Below are 16,550 nucleotides of genomic sequence, written 5' to 3' on the forward strand. Positions count from 1 at the left end.
CCGTCGCGGCCTGTCTTCGGACATTCCACTCCTGTGACCTCGCATGCCACGCCCCGTTTTGGAGCACGCACGCAGGCCGTGGCATTCAAAATCCTATCCCAGTGTGGCACAATGATGGCGTGACCAAAGACCGTCGTCGAGAAAAGCCTGAAAAACGCGTGCCGAAGCCGCTCGATGCTGCGTCGCTCGAGCGTCTTGCGCTGCATTATGTCGAGCGATTCGCGACGACCCGCGGACGGCTGAGCGAGTATCTCCGTCGCAAGCTGCGCGAGCGCGGCTGGGCCGACGGCGCGGGTGTGCCGCCGGATCCAGACGCCCTGGCGCAGCGGCTCGCCGATCTTGGCTATATCGACGATCGGGGTTTTGCCGAGGCGCGAGCCGCGTCGATGCAGCGCCGAGGGCTGGGTGCCCGGCGGGTGGCGGGCGCATTTCGCGCGGACGGCATCGAGGACAGCGACGCGGATGCGGTGGCGCCCGCGATTGCCGATCGCGGCGTCGATGCCGCGCTGGCCTATGCCCGTCGCAAGCGGCTTGGCCCGTACGGCGATCCCGGTCGCGTTCAGGGCGACGATCGCGCGGTTCGGCAGAAACAACTCGCGGCGATGATCCGTGCGGGTCATAGCTTTGAGTTGGCGCGCAAAATCCTGGCGGCTCCGGCCGCGGACGATTTCGATCCAGCGGATTTCGCGTGACAGTATATCGCATGTTGTTGCGGCAGCGAGGAAGCGTGCTAGCAAGGGGTGGGGGTGCGTAACGATGCGTGGTGAGACGCAAGTTGGTGGTGGCGTGGACAGGGCGGCGCAGCAGGTTGCTGACGCCGTGATCGGCATGCCCGTCGCGATGGCGATCAACGCGGTCCCGAACATCGGGATAGCCGGAGAGCAGGCGCCCGTGGCCGAGCCGGCGGTCTATGGCGGCGTCGTCAAATGGTTCGACGTCACGCGCGGGTTCGGCTTCGCGGTCGCCGACGATGCCGCGATCGGCGATATCCTCATCCATTTCTCCGTCCTGCAGCCGCATGGCCGCCGCAGCCTGCCCGAAGGTGCGCGGATCGAGGCGGTGGCGGTGCAACGCGGGCGTGGCTTTCAGGCGCGCGAGATCCTCTCGATCGATCTGAGCAACGCGGTCGATGAAACCGCGATCCGTGCCGCGGCGAGCGCTGCCGGGGCACCCGACCGGATCGATCCCGTCACGCTGATCGATGCGGCCGGGCCTTTCGAACCCGTGCTGGTCAAGTGGTTCAATCGGCTGAAAGGCTATGGCTTTCTCGTCCGCGACAGCGATGGGCGTGACGTCTTCGTTCATATGGAGACGCTGCGGCGCGCAGGGATCGACGCGGTCGAACCCGACCAGCCGCTGCAGGCGCGGATTGTCACGGGTCGCAAGGGGCCGCTTGCGGTTGCCGTGGAGCAAGGGCCCGGGGCCTGATACAGCGCGTGCCGGTCGGCCCGATCGCCGCCGCGTCCGGTCTAATTTGGGATAATGTCATGCGTAAGATCTTGCTCGCGTCCGTTCTCGCTCTGGGGCTTTGCGCCTGCTCGAGCGGGGATGCCAATGGTGGGGATGTGCGGGGGGATCGGGGTGCGGCGAACGGGGGAGTCGCGGACGCCGCAAAGACGCTGACGGTGACGATCCGCAGTGCAAACGGTGCGCATGTCTTCACGGTCGAGCCGGCGCGGACCGAAGCCGAGCAGACGCAGGGACTGATGTACCGCACCGACCTCAAGCCCGACCGCGGCATGCTGTTCGCGCCCTATCCCGCCGGTGGCGGCGGGCCGCGCGAGGCGAACTTCTGGATGAAGAACACGCCGAGCCCGCTCGACATCGTCTATATCCGCGCGGACAAGACGATTGCGCGGATCGCGGAGAATACCGTGCCGTTTTCCGAAGCGCCGATCCCGTCCGGCGAGCCGGTCGCCGCCGTGCTCGAGATCATGGGCGGGCGCGCCGGCGAGCTCGGGATCGCGGAAGGCGACCGCGTCGAATGGACGGACAAGGCCGGCTGAGCGCGGTGCGGTTCGACGGCGTGATCGCGTTCGAGGTTGCTGGCGCCGCGCGCACTCGCTAAGCGGCGGCTATGGGATTTCTCGCATCGACCTTCACGTGGTGGAACGGCGCCACCCTCGGCACCAAATTCGGCCTTCGCGGCAAGACGCGGATGGGCGAGGACGCGCTCGGGAACGTTTATTACGAGGGCGGCAAGGACACCGCTGGCAACCCCCGCCGCTGGGTGATCTACCAGGGCGCGACGGACGCAAGCCGCGTTCCCCCGGCGTGGTTCAGCTGGCTGCATCACCAGGTCGCCGATGTCCCCGACCGCGCGCTGCCGCCGGTCCGTGCCTGGCAGAAGCCGGCGGTCGCGAATCTGACGGGCACCGCCCTGGCCTATCGTCCCGCGGGGGCACTCGAAAAGGGTGGACGCCGAGCGGCGGCGACGGGCGATTATGAAGCCTGGACGCCCGAAGGATGACCCGGCGGATCGCTGCGGCGATCCTGATTGTCGTCGTGGTGATCGGGGGCTGGCTGGGATACCGCGCCATGTCCGACCGTGGCGCCGCGCCGGTCGCTGCGGTCCAGCAGGATCTGCCAGGCGCGGACCAGCCCGGCGACGATTCGATCGAGACAATCGACACGGGCGCGGCATCGCTGGCCAATGGCGGCACGCCGATGGCGCAGCGCGTCGCGGTGATCGGGCTGCTCAACAAGCGTAACGGCGATACCCGGGAGGTCACGCTCAAGCCGGGGCAGGCGACGCGCATGGGCGATGTCGTGTTGCGCCTGCGCGCCTGCGAACAGACCGCGCCGTGGGAGCCGGAGCAGCTGACCGGTGCGTTCGTCCAGGTCGTGGTGCGTGGCACCGACAGGCGCTGGCGACAGACATTCTCGGGATGGCTCTACAAGGAGCGTCCCGCGCTGAACGCGGTCCAGCACCCGATCTACGACGTCTGGGCCAAGAGCTGTGCGATGACGTTCCCGGCGACCGGCCCTGATACCGCACCCGTCGCGGAGGCCGCGGCGAAGCGGTCCAGCGCGAAGAAATCGCCCGCCGCCGAGCCAGTCCCGGCCGAATCCTCGCCAGCCACGCCCTCGATCGCGCCCCTGAGCAACGCGACATAGGCGTTGCGGTCGATCTCGACGGCGCCCAGCGAGGCGAGGTGTGCCGTCTGGAACTGACAATCGAGCAGGTCGAACCCGCCCGCCTTCATGCGTGCGACGAGATGCGCGAGCGCGACCTTCGACGCGTCGGTCGCGCGGCTGACCATGCTTTCCCCGAAGAATGCCCGGCCCAGCGCGAGCCCGTATAACCCGCCGACCAGCGCTTCGCCGTCCCAGCATTCGATCGAGTGCGCGAACCCCATCGTGTGGAGCTGGAGAAAGACGCGCTCGATCCCGGTGTTGATCCAGGTCTCGGGTCGGTTGTCGACGCTTTCGGCGCACAACGCGAGGATGTCCGGGAACGCAGTGTCGACCGTGACGCGAAAGCGATCCCTTACAATCGTCTTGCGCAGCGAGCGCGCCAGGTGAAAGCCGTCGAGCGGCAGGATCGCACGGCGCCGGGGTTCGACCCAGTAGACGCTGTCCGCGTCGCGGCTGTCGGCCATGGGAAAGACGCCGACGGCATAGCCACCGAGCACGATTTTGGGATCGAGTTGCTCCATGGTTATGGACGATCAGCCTGCCAGGCGCCGTTCGATCGTGCGCCACAGCGTGTCGAACGCAGCGGCGGCGCTCGATCGCGGCGCGAAGACGCCGACGGGGGCACGCCGCGCGGTCATCGATTCGATCACGCTGCTCATCGGGATTACCGGCCATTCGGGTCGCGCGGCGACCGCGTCGGCATGCAGGCGTCGGCGGCGATCGACCATCACATGCACGGGAAGGATCGGGGTCCGGCCGCCCAGATGCCGCACGACATCCTCATAGGCGCGCTGCGACAGCGGCGAGGGGATGACGGGCACGACGATCAGGTCGGCGGCGCGCATGACCTGATCCGCGGTCTCGGTCAGTCCCGGCGGGCAGTCGAGAACGACACGGTCGTAATCCGTCAGTTCGGCAATCAGCTTTTCCAGCCGCTTCTTCTTGTCGATCGCATGGAAGAGGTGATCCAGTCCGCGCAGCGATGCGTCGGCGCCGATCAGGTCGAGATGGGGGATCGCGGTCGACTGCGCGCGCTTGCGAACCGCGATGTCCTTCGAGAACATCGCCTGCGCCTGATCGCGCCCGGCACCGCCATGCATCAGGAAGGTGCTGGCCGCCTGCGGATCGAGATCCCAGAGCAGCGTGCGCCGCGCGGACCGCGCCGCCGAGCACCATGCCAGATTGACCGCCAGCGTCGTCTTTCCGACGCCGCCCTTCAGGCTGTAGATCGCAATGGTTGCCATGGCGGTCAGCGTGGCGCGGCGAGCAGCGAATGGCAAGGCACGCCCCCCTGAGCGGCAAGCACAGGGCTTGGCCACGGGACCGGGCGTGGCGCCGGGCAGTCCGTCCAACCGAAAGCGGGGAACGGTCGCGGACAGACCACGACCATTCCCCGACGGCATCGATCAGGATCGAACAGCGATCAGATGTGGCAGGTCTGGCTGCCCTTGCCGGGCCGCGTCAGGTCGATCGCCTTCTCGTTGCCGGTCATCGACCAGCCACCCTCTGCAACCAGCGGCTCGCCGGCAGCGGGGGCCTTGAGCGTGGTGGCGGTGTCGCCTTCCTTGAGGCGGATATTGGCCTGCTTGTCGCCCTGGAAGAACGTCACATAGACCAGGCTGTTGTCCTTGCAGCGCATCGTCTGCTCGGACTTGATCGATGGCGGCAGTTCGACCGGGCCGGCATTGGCGAGCTGGTTGGCCATCGGATCCGGGTTGCTGTCGACAACCTCGGGCGCGGCGGGCTTGGAGTTGCAGGCGGCCAGCGCGAGCAGCGCGGCGACGGCGGTGATGGGGAGGGGGGTCTTCATGGTGCGAAGCGACTTCGCGCATGCAGCAAATGCCGTCAAGCCGTAGCGGTACCGTTACCGGCGCGCGTGTTCGGACCATCCCTGCGGCAGGTCGGCTCGCCGCAATCCGCATGTTGGACCATGCAACGCCGACGCGCGAAACGTTGTTTTGGCGGGGATATGTCGGGCATTGCGGTCGGGCAGCGAACGGTCGATCGGGCAGGCTGTCGTCGGCCGGGACAGGCGTGCCGGGCACGGCGTTGGCGAGGCGGAGCTGGATCGTTTTGGTGCACTGCCGTCCGGGACGCATGATTCTGCTCTTTCGCTCGAGGGCATGGCGGGCCCATGGGCACGATCGAAAGAGCGCCCCGGCGAATCGGGGACGACGGCGCGGGGATGGTGGCGCCGGCGAAAAACATGGCGGCGGCAACGGTGCGATCACCGGCTGCGCTATAGTATGAAACACCGTCGAAAGGACGACGCATGACGCGAAATGACGACCCGTTCGATCGCCTGACCGCGATCGCACAGTTGATTGCGGACGCACTCGCGCTCGCGGACGAAGGCAGTGAATCGCTGCTCGGCGCCAAGCTGTCCGATGCGCAGGCCTGCGTGGACTCACGCCTCGAGATGCTGGCCGGTGGCCGGCGGCTGGGCTGCGGGCGGTCCTGAGCCTGCCGGCCTCCTGACCGCCGGCCCTCATGCTCCCGGCTCCACGCGGGGCTGGCCTGTGCGATCCGCGTTATCCCGGCCGTGCGGAGATCGCTTCTGTGGCGTATAGATTCGCGTGCTTGCCCTTGGCTGGGGTCGGCGCCATCTAGCCCGGATGCAGATGACAACCGATACGCAGACGCTACCCGACACGCTCGCCCTGATCGGCAACACGCCGCTGGTACGCCTCAAGGGGCCCAGCGACGCGACGGGCTGTGACATTTTCGGCAAATGCGAGTTCGTGAACCCGGGCGCGTCGATCAAGGATCGCGCGGCGCTGTCGATCGTCGAGGACGCCGAGGCGCGCGGGATGCTGGCGCCCGGCGGAACGATCGTCGAGGGGACGGCGGGCAATACCGGGATCGGTCTTGCGCTGGTCGCCAATGCCAAGGGGTATAAGACGATCATCGTCATGCCCGAGACGCAGAGCCGGGAGAAGATGGACACGCTGCGCGCGCTTGGCGCGGAGCTCGTCCTCGTTCCCGCGGCGGCGTTTTCGAGCCCCTGCCACTTCGTCCACACGTCGCGGCGGATCGCGGAGGAGACGCCGGGCGCGATCTGGGCGAACCAGTTCGACAATACCGCGAACCGCCGCGCGCATATCGTCGGCACCGCAGAGGAGATCTGGGCGCAGATGGACGGCCGGATCGACGGCTTCACCTGTGCGGCGGGCACTGGGGGCACGATCGCGGGTGTCGGTCTCGGTCTCAAGGCCAAGGACGAGGGGGTCTGCATCGCGCTTACCGACCCGCACGGCGCTGCGCTGTATAATTATTATGCGCATGGCGAACTGAAGTCGGAGGGATCGTCGGTGGCCGAGGGGATCGGGCAGGGGCGGATCACTGCCAATCTCGAAGGCGCACCGATCGACACGCAGTTCCGAATCTCGGATGCCGAAGGCTATGAATGGACGCGGCGGCTGCTCGACGAAGAGGGGCTGTGCCTCGGCCTGTCGTCGGGGATCAACGTCGCCGGCGCGATTGCGCTCGCGCGGCAGCTGGGGCCGGGAAAGCGGATCGCGACGATATTGTGCGATACCGGATTTCGCTACCTGTCGACGCTCTATAATGCCGAATGGCGCGCGTCGAAGGGGCTTGCTTGAGAAGCATGCAAGCCACCCCGGACGCGGCCGTTCGACAAATGCGCGGTGATCGGGTAGCTAAACACGCCAAGATGCAGAACGGACACGTACCTTCGCAGACCATGCAGCGGATCAAGGTCGGTATGATCGGCCTTGCCGCGGTGGTTCTGTTCATCGGCCTCGCCAGCGCGATCATCGGATCGGCGACGCGGGAACGGCCCGTCGTTGCCGCGGGCTCGGCGCAGGCGGACGTCGTCGCGAACATGGCGGTCTCGAACACCACAGCCTCCGACGGCACCGACGAGCCACTCGCCGAAATGGGGCTCGCGCCGAGCGTCAACGCGCAGGCGCCTGCCGCCAAGCCTTAATCACCGGATGCCGCCGGATCACGTCGTCCTTTGGTGGTTTGCGCGTGATTGGTCCCGCGCCCGGCTTTCCCTTGAGTCTCAATATCATGGCGTGTGGCTTGGCCCGCCGTTGGTCGCGCGTGCGTGCTCGATTGGACGAATTAACCTTCTGATTCCGTGAAATCCCCAAAAATCCCGTTGCGTCCCCGTTTCGCTGTGATAGACCGAGGTTAACACAGGGGCACGGTCACCGAGCGCGATTGCGCGGTCGGATTGCAGCGCGAGCTGCGATTCGAAGCGGGAAGTCGTGCACGCCATTCGCGGGATATTGGCGTGTCGGACAGAGGGCGGTATCAGGGAGACGGCATCGGCCTTGTCGACGACAAGGGCCGGGTAGCCATCCCTTCCGCACTTCGGACGATCCTGTCGGCAAACGCCCCCAAGGCAAACGGCAAGGACGGCGGAACCATCATCATCGGCGCGCATCAGAGGAACCGGTGCCTGGTCGCGTATGACCCGGGCTATGTCGCGCTGCTCGCTGAAAAGCTCGACCGGCGCGAGGCCGAGAACACGCGCGAGGACGGCGAATACGACTACAACATCAAGCGTCGCGCGGCGTCCGGCGAGGCGGTGCCGTTCGATGGCTCGGGCCGCTTCATCATGCCCGCCTTTCCGCGCTTCTATGCCGGGATCAAGACGCACGCGTTCTTCTACGGCGTGCTCGACTATATCGAGATCTGGGACCCCGCGGCGCTCGTCGCCACGCCGGACATGCCCGACGTCGTCAAGGAGATGGCGCGCTTCTACATGGCCGAGAAGGGGGTCGCGCTGTGAGCGATCTGCTGCCCCAGGACGATGCGCCGCACGTTCCCGTGCTGATGGACGAGGTGCTTGCCGCGCTGGCCCCCGCGCCCGGCGAGACGATGGTCGACGGGACGTTCGGCGCCGGCGGCTATACGCGGGCGCTGCTGTCGCGCGGCGCGCGCGTGATCGCGTTCGATCGCGATCCCGATGCGATCGAGGCGGGTCGCGCGCTTGCCGATGCGCATGACGGCCTGACGCTGGTCGCCGCCGACTTCTCCGCGATGGTCGCCGAGCTCGAGGCACGCGATGCGTTGCCCGTCGACGGGATCACGCTCGATATCGGCGTGTCGTCGATGCAGCTCGATCAGGCCGAGCGCGGCTTTTCGTTCCAGTCGGACGGTCCGCTCGATATGCGGATGGCGCAGGCGGGGATGTCGGCCGCGGACTTCGTCAACGAGGCGGACGAGGCCGAGATCGCCGACGTACTGTATCAATATGGCGACGAGCCCAAGTCGCGGCGGGTTGCGCGTGCGATCGTCGCGGCGCGGCCGCTGACGCGTACCGGCGAGCTGGCGCACGTCATCCGTCGCGCGCTCGGCTACAAGGCGCACGACAAGAAGGATCCGGCGACGCGCGCGTTCCAGGCGATCCGCATCCACGTCAATCGCGAGCTTGGCGAACTGGCGGATGGCCTGCTTGCCGCGGAGCGCGCGCTCAAGCCCGGCGGGCGGCTCGCGATCGTGACGTTTCACAGCCTCGAGGACCGGATGGTGAAGCGGTTCCTGCGCGCGCGGTCCGGTGCTGCGCCTTCAGGTTCGCGTCATCTTCCGCAGGCGAAAAGCGTGTCGGAACCGAGTTTTACCGATGTCGGACGCCCCGTGCGCGCCGGCGAGGACGAGCTGGCACGCAACCCGCGTGCACGCTCTGCGACTTTACGAACGGCGCGGCGGACCTCCGCGCAACCTTGGACGGAAGAGGTGACGACATGACGGCGGCGTATCGGTTGAAGGGTGTGGGCTGGTTCGGGGGCTGCGTGGCCGTCGTGCTCGGTTTCTACCTCGTTTCGCTGCAGGTCGCCGCCGAGCGCAAGAAGCTGGAGGCCGTCAATGGTCAGATCCGGTTCGCCGAGCGCGACATCCGGGCGCTCGAGACCGAGTTCGACACGCGCGCCAACCTGGTGCAGCTCGAACGCTGGAATGGCGACACGCTGGCGTTGTCCGCGCCGACCGCCGGCCAGTTCGTCGCAAGCGAATCGGCGCTGGCCGCGCTCGACGTGAACCAGATCGGCAACCGCGGGACGATCCAGACTGCGCAGCTGCTGGTGCCGTCGATGCCCGTGATCGCGCCCGTTGCAGCGCCCGCAGCGGTGCCCGCAGCCGTGACCAACGTCGGCGTGCAGACCGCCGCGGTCGCAGCGGCGCTGAAACCCGTCGTGATCCGTGCGTCGCTCCAGATGCCCAAGTCCGCCGAGGCCGCGATCGTCCGCGCCGCCTCGACCGAGCGCCTCGCCGCGGTGGCCAAGGTTCGTCCGCAGGCGGTCGCGATGCTCGATCGCAAGCTGCTGTCCGATACCACGCTCGGCTCGATCCTGAACGGCGCCCGCGCCGAGGCCGGGCGCCTGCGTTGACCACGCTCGTCGCCCGGCCAGTCTCCGAGCGGCGTACCGCGACGCAGCGCCATGCGCTGGTCGCGACGGCGCACATGCGCCTGATGATGCTGATGTTCCTGTTCGGCGCGGCCGTGCTGCTGGTCATCGGTCGGCTGGGGATGCTGGCGATCCAGGGGTCGCTGAGCGATCCGGCGGCACGCGCTGCCGCGATCGCCGCCCGCGGCGACATCGTCGATCGCAACGGCGCACCGCTGGCGAGGACGATCGATGCCTGGACGATCGCGGTCCATCCCAAGAAACTGATCGGCGACCCGACCGAGATCGCGGCGCGGCTCGCGGCGCTGATGCCCGACCGTGGCGACCAGGCGTTCTTCTATGCGCTGCTGACCAAGAATGTCAGCTTCAGCTATCTCCAACGGCGCGCGTCGCCCGCGCTGGTCGAGCAGGTCAATGCGATCGGCGAACCCGCAATCGTGTTCGCGCGCGAGACGCAGCGGCTGTACCCGCAGTCGACGATGGCGGCACACGCGCTGGGCTTCCTGTCGACCGACGGGCACGGCATGTCGGGCATGGAACGCGTGCTCGACGAGCGGCTGACCAACCCGGCGCTCAACGGCACCCCCGTCGCGCTGTCGATCGACACGCGCGTCCAGGCCGCGATGGAAAGCGAACTCGCGCGCGCGGTGGCGTCGTTCCAGGCCAAGGCGGCGTCGGGCATCGTCCTCGACGTCGATACGGGCGAAGTCATCGCGATGACCTCGATGCCCGTTTTCAATCCCAACCGCGTCGGCATGGCGGGCACCGAACAGCTGCGCAACATGGGAACGCAGAGCGTGTACGAGCTCGGTTCGGTGTTCAAGCCGATCGCGATGGCGGCGGCGATCGACACGGGCGTCGTCACGTCGATGTCGCGCCGGTTCGACGCGACGGCGCCGATGCGCGTCGGCGGCTACACGATCCACGACGATCCGGGCGACGAGGAAAAGCGCTGGCTCAACATCCCGGAAACGCTGATCTATTCGTCGAATATCGCGACGGCGCGGATCGCCGACCAGATCGGCGCGACGGGCATGCAGACGATGTTCCGCAAGCTCGGGTTCGACACCAAGCCCGATATCGAGCTGCGCGAGAAGGGGCGTCCGATCTGGCCGACCTTCTGGGCGCGGACCACGGTCATGACGTCTGCATATGGCCACGGGATCGCGGTGACGCCGCTGCACCTCGCCAATGCCTATGCGACGCTCGTCAATGGCGGGATCTGGCGGCCGACGACGCTGCTCAAGATCGATCCGGCGCATATCCCCGCAGGGCGGCGCGTGATCAGCACGACGACGAGCGCGCGGATGCGCCAGCTGCTTCGGCTGATCGTGCAATATGGTACGGGTCGAAAGGGCGAGGCGCCCGGCTACCGCGTCGGGGGCAAGACGGGCACCGCGGAGATCGCGCAGGCGGGCGGGTACAACAAGCATACCAACGTCTCGACCTTTGCCGCCGCCTTCCCGATGGACGCGCCGCGCTATGTCGTCGTCGTGACGCTCGACTCGGCAAAGGGCAACAAGGAATCCTACGGGTTCACCACCGCCGCCTGGACCGCGGCACCGGTCGTCTCGCGCGTGATCAGCCGGACCGGATCGATGCTTGGGGTGATACCCGACACCAATCGCGATATCGACGAGAGCGACTTGCTCCCGTTGTTGTGGCATGCGCCGGGGACTCCGGCATTCGGTGCGAAGCCGACGATCGGGGCGGAGTAAGCGGCTGAACGTCCGGTCATGAGATTTGGCCGTGACGGGACGGCCATGGGGATTGTGCCAATGAGGATGTTTGCATGAAACTGGCTACGCTGATCGGCGAAGAGACCGGCAGCGGCGGACATGCGTCGTCTGTACAGGCCGCCGTCCGACCGGTCGCATCCGGCGGAGACATGGACCGCAACGTCACCGGCTTCGCGATCGACCACCGCAAGGTCGCACCGGGGACGGTGTTCGGCGCGTTCAGGGGCGAACGCGTCAATGGCGAGGATTTCATCCCCGACGCGATCCGCGCGGGTGCGATCGCAGTAGTCGCGCGCCCCGGGCTGGTCATCGACGGCGCGGCCTACATCGCCGACGAGATCCCGCGCGAGCGTTTCGCGCAGCTCGCGGCGCGGTTCTTCGCCCCGTTCCCCGAGACGACGGTCGCGATCACCGGCACCAACGGCAAGACCAGCTGTGTCGAGATGACCCGGCAATTGTGGCGGATGGCGGGGTTCCACGCCGCCTCGATCGGCACGCTCGGCGTGACGACCGCGGACGAGCGCGTGACGACCGGGCTGACGACGCCCGACGTGGTGACGTTCCTGTCGAACGTCGCCGGGCTGGCACGCGAGGGCGTGACTCACCTCGCATTCGAGGCATCGAGCCACGGGCTGACGCAGTATCGCACCGAGGGGCTTCCCGTCTCGGCTGCCGCGTTCACCAATCTCAGCCGCGATCACCTCGATTATCACGGTGACATGGCGGCCTATTTCGCGGCGAAGATCCGCCTGTTCTCCGAGGTGCTTGGACGCGACGGTGTTGCGGTGGTCTGGGCTGACGATCCGCAGGCGGCGCGCGTGATCGATCTGGCGCGCGAACGCGGTAACCGGCTCGTAACCGTCGGCACGCGCGGCGACACGCTGCGGCTGGTCGGACGCGATCCGACCTTGCTGGGGCAGGGGCTGACGATCGAGGCGGGGGGCCAGACCTACCGCGTGACGCTGCCGCTGATCGGCGGATATCAGGCGGCGAACGCGCTTGTCTCCGCAGGGCTGGTGATCGCGACCGGGGGCGATGTCGCGACGACGATCGCCAATCTCGCGCGGTTGCAGCCGGTGCGCGGGCGGCTCGAGCGTGCAGTGATCGCGCGGTCGGGCGCGCCGGTCTATGTCGATTATGCACATACCCCCGACGCGCTGGAGGCGGCGATCGCGGCGCTCAAGCCGCATGCCGGGGGGCGGCTGATCGTCGTGTTCGGCGCGGGCGGCGACCGCGACACGGGCAAGCGCGAGACGATGGGGCAGGTGGCGGTGCACTATGCCGACCGCGTCATCGTCACCGACGACAACCCGCGTACCGAGGACGCCGCGCTGATCCGCCGCGACATCCTGAAGGGCGCGCCCGGCGCGATCGAGATCGGCGATCGGCGTGCGGCGATCAAGGCGGCGATCGACGAGGCCGGCGGCGACGACATCGTGCTGATCGCGGGCAAGGGGCATGAACAGGGCCAGATCGTCGGCGACATGGTGTTGCCGTTCGACGATGTCGGCGTCGCGCGCGAGTGCGCCGCGTGACCGGTGCCGCACCACTGTGGACCGCCGCGGAGATCGCGGCGGCGACCGGGGGGACCGCCTCGGCAGACTTCGAGGTAGGCGGCGTCGCGTTCGATTCGCGCGAGGTCGGCCCGGGCGACCTGTTCGTGGCGATGAAGGGCGAGGCGAGCGACGGCCATCTGTTCCTCGACCAGGCGTTCGCGCAAGGCGCAACAGGCGCGATCGTCTCCGAGCCATGCGATCATCCGCACGTCCGCGTCGCCGACAGTTTTCGCGCGCTTGAGGAGCTGGCACGCGCGAGCCGAAAGCGCAGCGGTGCGACGATCATCGGGGTGACGGGGTCGGTCGGCAAGACCAGCGCGAAGGAGGCGCTGTACGCCGCGCTCGATCGCGGCGCGCCCGGCGCGGTACATCGCTCGGTCAAGAGCTACAACAACCATACCGGCGTGCCGTTGAGCCTCGCGCGGATGCCGCGCGACGCGCGCTTCGGCGTGTTCGAGATGGGGATGAACCATGCCGGCGAACTCGCGGCGCTGACGCGGATCGTCCGCCCGCACATCGCGGTCGTCACCGCGATCGCACCTGCGCACACCGCGTTCTTTCCCGACGAGAGCGCGATCGCCGACGCGAAGGGCGAGATCTTCGAGGGGCTCGAGCCCGGCGGCCGCGCGATCGTGCCGTTCGACAGCGTGCACCGCGATCGGCTCGTCGCAGCGGCAGCGCCGCATGCGGCGACGGTCGTGACGTTCGGGCTCGAAAAGGGTGCGGACGTCCGCGCGATCGAGACGGTGCGGTTGGCGACGGGGTCGACCTTCGTCACCGCGCAGTTCGGCGCGCATGAACTGAGCTTCACGATGGCGCAGCCCGGCATGCACTGGGTATCGAACGCGCTCGCGGTCCTCGCCTGTGTCGATGCGGCGGGGGCCGATCTGGGGCTCGCGGGGCTGGCGCTTGCCGAACTTGGCGGGCTGCAGGGGCGCGGTGCGCGGTTCATGGCGTCGCTGCCGGGCGGCGAGGCGCTTGTGATCGACGAGAGCTACAACGCCAACCCGTCGTCGATGCGCGCGACGCTCGCGGTGCTGAAACAGGAACCGGGGCGGCATGTCGCGGTCCTCGGCGAAATGCGCGAACTGGGTGCGGCGTCGGCAGATTATCATGCGGGGCTGGCCGAGCCGATCCTTGCGGCAAACGTCGAAATGGCGCTGCTGGTCGGTGAAGCGATGGCGCCGCTCGCGCAGGCGCTTGAGGGGAAAGTCGAAACCGTCCATGTGGGCGACGCTGCGGCCGCGCTGACGTCGTTACGGACGATCCTGGCGCCGGGCGATGCGGTTCTCATCAAGGGATCGAACGGTGTAGGGCTCGCGCGTGTCGTGGCGAGCCTCGGGGGTGGGAAGACGTAAATGCTGTACTGGATCGCCGCACATCTGGGTTTCCCGGGTATATTGAACCTGCTGCGCTATCAATCGACGCGGACGGGCGGCGCGGTCGCGACCGCGCTGATCATCGGCCTGATCATCGGGCCGCGGTTCATCGGCTGGCTGCGCGTGCGACAGGGCAAGGGGCAGCCGATCCGCGCCGACGGCCCGCAGACGCATCTCGCCAAGCGCGGCACGCCGACGATGGGCGGGCTGATGATCCTGACCAGCATGACGCTGGCGATCCTGTTGTGGATGGACCTCGCCAACCCCTATGTCTGGGCCTGCCTGTTCGTGACGCTGGGGTTCGGCACGATCGGGTTTATGGACGATTACGACAAGGTGCGGAAGGCGAGCACCGCGGGGATTTCGGGGCGCACGCGGCTGCTGCTCGAATTCGCGATCGCGGGGATCGCCGCGACGATCATCATGTCGCAGAACGGGCCGCACCTCTATCTGCCGTTCACGTCGCGCATGTATATCGATCTCGGCTGGTTCTTCCCCGTCTTCGCCGCGTTCACGATCGTGTCGTTCGGCAATGCGGTGAACCTGACCGACGGGCTCGACGGACTGGCGACGATGCCGGTGATCATCGCCAGCGTGGCGTTCATGGTCATCGTCTATCTCGCGGGCAACGTGAAGTTCGCCGACTATCTCGGCATCCCGCACGTGCCGGGGGCGGGCGAGCTCGCGATCTTCTGCGGCGCGGTCGTCGGCGGGGGGCTGGCGTTCCTCTGGTTCAATGCGCCGCCGGCCGCGGTGTTCATGGGCGATACCGGGAGCCTCGCACTGGGCGGTGCGCTCGGGACGATCGCGGTCGTTGCGCATCACGAGATCGTGCTCGGGATCATCGGCGGGCTGTTCGTCGCCGAGGCGCTGAGCGTGATCATCCAGGTGTTCTTCTACAAGCGCACCGGCAAGCGCGTGTTCCGGATGGCGCCGATCCACCATCATTTCGAACAGCTTGGCTGGAGCGAGCCGACCGTGGTGATCCGCTTCTGGATCATCGCACTGGTGCTGGCGCTGGTCGGCCTGTCGACGTTGAAGCTGCGGTGATCGTCGCTAAGGCCTGGCGCGGGAAACGCCTCGCGGTGCTCGGGCTCGCGCGGTCGGGCGCGGCGACCGTGCGGGCGCTGGTCGCCGGCGGGGCGAACGTCGTCGCCTGGGACGCCGACGAGTCGAAGCGTGCCGTCTTCGCTGCCGACCCCGTGCGGGGAGACCCCGCACGTCTCGAGCTGGCACCGCTCGAGGATCTGGCTGGGTTCGACGCACTGATCGTGTCCCCGGGTGTGCCGTTGAACACGCATCCTCTCGCAGCGGCGGCACGCGCGGCCGGAATCCCCGTCATCGGCGATATCGAGCTGTTCGCTCAGGCACGGCGCGACCTTCCGTCGCACAGGGTCGTCGGGATCACGGGCACGAACGGCAAGTCGACCACGACCGCGCTCGTGCATCATATCCTGAAGACCGCGGGCGTGCCGACGCTGATGGGGGGCAATATCGGGCTGCCCATCCTCGGGCAGGATCCGCTGCCCGCGGGCGGCGTCTATGTGCTCGAACTGTCGAGCTACCAGATCGACCTGACGCAGACGCTCGACTGCGACGTCGCGGTGCTGCTCAACGTCACGCCCGACCATCTCGACCGCTATGACGGGTTCGAGGGCTATGCCGCGTCGAAGGCCCGGCTTTTCGCGATGCAGACCGCAGCCAGCGTGGCGATCGTCGGAACCGGCGATGCGACATCGGGCGCGATTGCCGCGCGGCTTGGCGGCAGCGGTCATCGGCTCGTGCCGATCGCCGCGGACCCGGACGTGTCGAATGCCGACTGGCCGGCCTTGCAGGGGCCGCACAACCGGCAGAATGCCGCCGCGGCGATCGCCACGGCCGAGGCGCTGGGCGTCGATGCGCGCGATATCGAGCGTGCGCTGATCAGCTTTACCGGGCTGCCGCACCGGATGGAGCGGATCGCGACGATCCGCGGCGTCGGCTATGTCAACGACAGCAAGGCGACCAACCCCGAGAGCAGCGCCCCTGCGCTCGCGGCGTTCGAGCGGGTGCACTGGATCGTCGGTGGCCGGGCGAAGGGCGACGATCTCGACGCCTGCGCGCCGGCGTTCGGGCACGTCGTCCACGCCTATACGATCGGGGAGGCGGGCAGGACGTTTGCGGATCTGCTCCAGCCGGTGATGCCGGTCGAGCAGTCGGTCACCCTTGCGGTCGCGGTGTCGAGTGCCGCCGCCCGTGCGCAGCCCGGCGACACCGTGCTGCTGTCGCCGGCATGCGCGAGTTTCGACCAGTTTGCCGATTACGAAGCGCGCGGCGCCGCGTTTCGCGCCGCGGTGGAGCAGTTGGCATGACCGATATGCG

Annotated in this window: 18 protein-coding genes and 1 pseudogene; 16 read left to right on the forward strand and 3 right to left on the reverse strand. The window is 67.9% G+C overall.

Annotated elements, in window-relative coordinates:
• Nucleotides 1-158 precede the first annotated feature (158 nt).
• The 5 genes and pseudogenes from AC0CH3_RS01025 to AC0CH3_RS01045 form a co-directional block, all read left to right on the forward strand.
• Nucleotides 159-692 (forward strand): regulatory protein RecX, encoded by a 534-nt coding sequence (locus AC0CH3_RS01025; protein ID WP_354301439.1) that lies wholly within the window; start codon nt 159-161, stop codon nt 690-692.
• A 136-nt stretch (nt 693-828) separates the two neighbouring features.
• On the forward strand, nt 829-1,428 hold the full coding sequence (locus AC0CH3_RS01030) for a cold-shock protein (protein ID WP_354302073.1): 600 nt from the start codon (nt 829-831) through the stop codon (nt 1,426-1,428).
• 59 nt (nt 1,429-1,487) lie between these two features.
• Nucleotides 1,488-2,006 (forward strand): DUF192 domain-containing protein, encoded by a 519-nt coding sequence (locus AC0CH3_RS01035; RefSeq protein ID WP_354301441.1) that lies wholly within the window; start codon nt 1,488-1,490, stop codon nt 2,004-2,006.
• Nucleotides 2,007-2,077: 71 nt separating this feature from the next.
• Nucleotides 2,078-2,470 carry an NADH:ubiquinone oxidoreductase subunit NDUFA12 gene (locus AC0CH3_RS01040; protein WP_056016158.1) on the forward strand — a complete coding sequence of 131 codons (393 nt, stop codon included), beginning with the start codon at nt 2,078-2,080 and terminating at the stop codon, nt 2,468-2,470.
• 197 nt (nt 2,471-2,667) lie between these two features.
• Nucleotides 2,668-2,901, forward strand: a pseudogene (locus tag AC0CH3_RS01045) (DUF2155 domain-containing protein); the annotation flags it as partial.
• Between the two features lie 35 nt (nt 2,902-2,936).
• On the opposite strand, the gene aat reads toward AC0CH3_RS01045, so the two are convergent.
• The 3 genes from aat to AC0CH3_RS01060 all read right to left on the reverse strand — a co-directional run bounded on the left by aat (nt 2,937) and on the right by AC0CH3_RS01060 (nt 4,948).
• On the reverse strand, nt 2,937-3,659 hold the full coding sequence (gene aat / locus AC0CH3_RS01050) for a leucyl/phenylalanyl-tRNA--protein transferase (RefSeq protein WP_056016155.1): 723 nt from the start codon (nt 3,657-3,659) through the stop codon (nt 2,937-2,939).
• Nucleotides 3,660-3,671: 12 nt separating this feature from the next.
• Nucleotides 3,672-4,382, reverse strand: a complete 711-nt coding sequence (locus tag AC0CH3_RS01055) for a ParA family protein (protein WP_354301443.1) — start codon at nt 4,380-4,382, stop codon at nt 3,672-3,674.
• Nucleotides 4,383-4,561: 179 nt separating this feature from the next.
• Complete coding sequence (locus AC0CH3_RS01060; protein WP_056016150.1) at nt 4,562-4,948, reverse strand: hypothetical protein; 387 nt, start codon at nt 4,946-4,948, stop codon at nt 4,562-4,564.
• 462 nt (nt 4,949-5,410) lie between these two features.
• Between AC0CH3_RS01060 and AC0CH3_RS01065 the strand changes: the two genes are divergently transcribed.
• From AC0CH3_RS01065 to murD, 11 genes are all read left to right on the forward strand, one after another.
• Nucleotides 5,411-5,599, forward strand: coding sequence for a hypothetical protein (locus AC0CH3_RS01065; RefSeq protein ID WP_056016148.1), 189 nt, complete (start codon nt 5,411-5,413; stop codon nt 5,597-5,599).
• 160 nt (nt 5,600-5,759) lie between these two features.
• The gene (locus AC0CH3_RS01070) at nt 5,760-6,740 is read left to right on the forward strand and encodes a cysteine synthase A (protein ID WP_354301446.1); all 981 of its coding nucleotides are present in this window, start codon (nt 5,760-5,762) and stop codon (nt 6,738-6,740) included.
• A gap of 71 nt (nt 6,741-6,811) precedes the next feature.
• Nucleotides 6,812-7,087 (forward strand): hypothetical protein, encoded by a 276-nt coding sequence (locus AC0CH3_RS01075; RefSeq protein WP_235532194.1) that lies wholly within the window; start codon nt 6,812-6,814, stop codon nt 7,085-7,087.
• Between the two features lie 312 nt (nt 7,088-7,399).
• Complete coding sequence (locus AC0CH3_RS01080) at nt 7,400-7,900, forward strand: division/cell wall cluster transcriptional repressor MraZ (protein WP_465237469.1); 501 nt, start codon at nt 7,400-7,402, stop codon at nt 7,898-7,900.
• Nucleotides 7,897-8,859, forward strand: a complete 963-nt coding sequence (gene rsmH, locus AC0CH3_RS01085; RefSeq protein ID WP_354301449.1) for a 16S rRNA (cytosine(1402)-N(4))-methyltransferase RsmH — start codon at nt 7,897-7,899, stop codon at nt 8,857-8,859. The genes AC0CH3_RS01080 and rsmH overlap by 4 nt, the downstream gene beginning before the upstream one ends.
• Nucleotides 8,856-9,497 (forward strand): hypothetical protein, encoded by a 642-nt coding sequence (locus tag AC0CH3_RS01090; protein WP_354301451.1) that lies wholly within the window; start codon nt 8,856-8,858, stop codon nt 9,495-9,497. Before rsmH ends, AC0CH3_RS01090 begins: the two co-directional genes overlap by 4 nt.
• The gene (locus tag AC0CH3_RS01095; RefSeq protein ID WP_354301453.1) at nt 9,494-11,233 is read left to right on the forward strand and encodes a peptidoglycan D,D-transpeptidase FtsI family protein; all 1,740 of its coding nucleotides are present in this window, start codon (nt 9,494-9,496) and stop codon (nt 11,231-11,233) included. The genes AC0CH3_RS01090 and AC0CH3_RS01095 overlap by 4 nt, the downstream gene beginning before the upstream one ends.
• 170 nt (nt 11,234-11,403) lie before the next feature.
• Nucleotides 11,404-12,789 carry a UDP-N-acetylmuramoyl-L-alanyl-D-glutamate--2,6-diaminopimelate ligase gene (locus tag AC0CH3_RS01100; protein ID WP_354302075.1) on the forward strand — a complete coding sequence of 462 codons (1,386 nt, stop codon included), beginning with the start codon at nt 11,404-11,406 and terminating at the stop codon, nt 12,787-12,789.
• Complete coding sequence (locus tag AC0CH3_RS01105; protein ID WP_354301455.1) at nt 12,786-14,168, forward strand: UDP-N-acetylmuramoyl-tripeptide--D-alanyl-D-alanine ligase; 1,383 nt, start codon at nt 12,786-12,788, stop codon at nt 14,166-14,168. The genes AC0CH3_RS01100 and AC0CH3_RS01105 overlap by 4 nt, the downstream gene beginning before the upstream one ends.
• Nucleotides 14,169-15,239 carry a phospho-N-acetylmuramoyl-pentapeptide-transferase gene (mraY, locus tag AC0CH3_RS01110; RefSeq protein ID WP_056016134.1) on the forward strand — a complete coding sequence of 357 codons (1,071 nt, stop codon included), beginning with the start codon at nt 14,169-14,171 and terminating at the stop codon, nt 15,237-15,239.
• Complete coding sequence (gene murD, locus AC0CH3_RS01115) at nt 15,236-16,540, forward strand: UDP-N-acetylmuramoyl-L-alanine--D-glutamate ligase (RefSeq protein ID WP_354301457.1); 1,305 nt, start codon at nt 15,236-15,238, stop codon at nt 16,538-16,540. Before mraY ends, murD begins: the two co-directional genes overlap by 4 nt.
• Nucleotides 16,541-16,550 lie beyond the last annotated feature (10 nt).

Source organism: Sphingomonas sp. AC449 (genome assembly GCF_979253475.1).

Bases quoted from the DNA above. Each gene is read 5' to 3' on its own strand.
- AC0CH3_RS01065 (WP_056016148.1), top strand. From the start codon at position 5,411: ATGACGCGAAATGACGACCCGTTCGATCGCCTGACCGCGATCGCACAG.
- AC0CH3_RS01075 (WP_235532194.1), top strand. From the start codon at position 6,812: ATGCAGAACGGACACGTACCTTCGCAGACCATGCAGCGGATCAAGGTC.
- AC0CH3_RS01090 (WP_354301451.1), top strand. From the start codon at position 8,856: ATGACGGCGGCGTATCGGTTGAAGGGTGTGGGCTGGTTCGGGGGCTGC.
- AC0CH3_RS01030 (WP_354302073.1), top strand. From the start codon at position 829: ATGCCCGTCGCGATGGCGATCAACGCGGTCCCGAACATCGGGATAGCC.
- AC0CH3_RS01070 (WP_354301446.1), top strand. From the start codon at position 5,760: ATGACAACCGATACGCAGACGCTACCCGACACGCTCGCCCTGATCGGC.
- AC0CH3_RS01055 (WP_354301443.1), bottom strand. From the start codon at position 4,382: ATGGCAACCATTGCGATCTACAGCCTGAAGGGCGGCGTCGGAAAGACG.
- AC0CH3_RS01060 (WP_056016150.1), bottom strand. From the start codon at position 4,948: ATGAAGACCCCCCTCCCCATCACCGCCGTCGCCGCGCTGCTCGCGCTG.
- AC0CH3_RS01040 (WP_056016158.1), top strand. From the start codon at position 2,078: ATGGGATTTCTCGCATCGACCTTCACGTGGTGGAACGGCGCCACCCTC.
- AC0CH3_RS01100 (WP_354302075.1), top strand. From the start codon at position 11,404: ATGGACCGCAACGTCACCGGCTTCGCGATCGACCACCGCAAGGTCGCA.
- AC0CH3_RS01035 (WP_354301441.1), top strand. From the start codon at position 1,488: ATGCGTAAGATCTTGCTCGCGTCCGTTCTCGCTCTGGGGCTTTGCGCC.
- aat (WP_056016155.1), bottom strand. From the start codon at position 3,659: ATGGAGCAACTCGATCCCAAAATCGTGCTCGGTGGCTATGCCGTCGGC.
- mraY (WP_056016134.1), top strand. From the start codon at position 14,169: ATGCTGTACTGGATCGCCGCACATCTGGGTTTCCCGGGTATATTGAAC.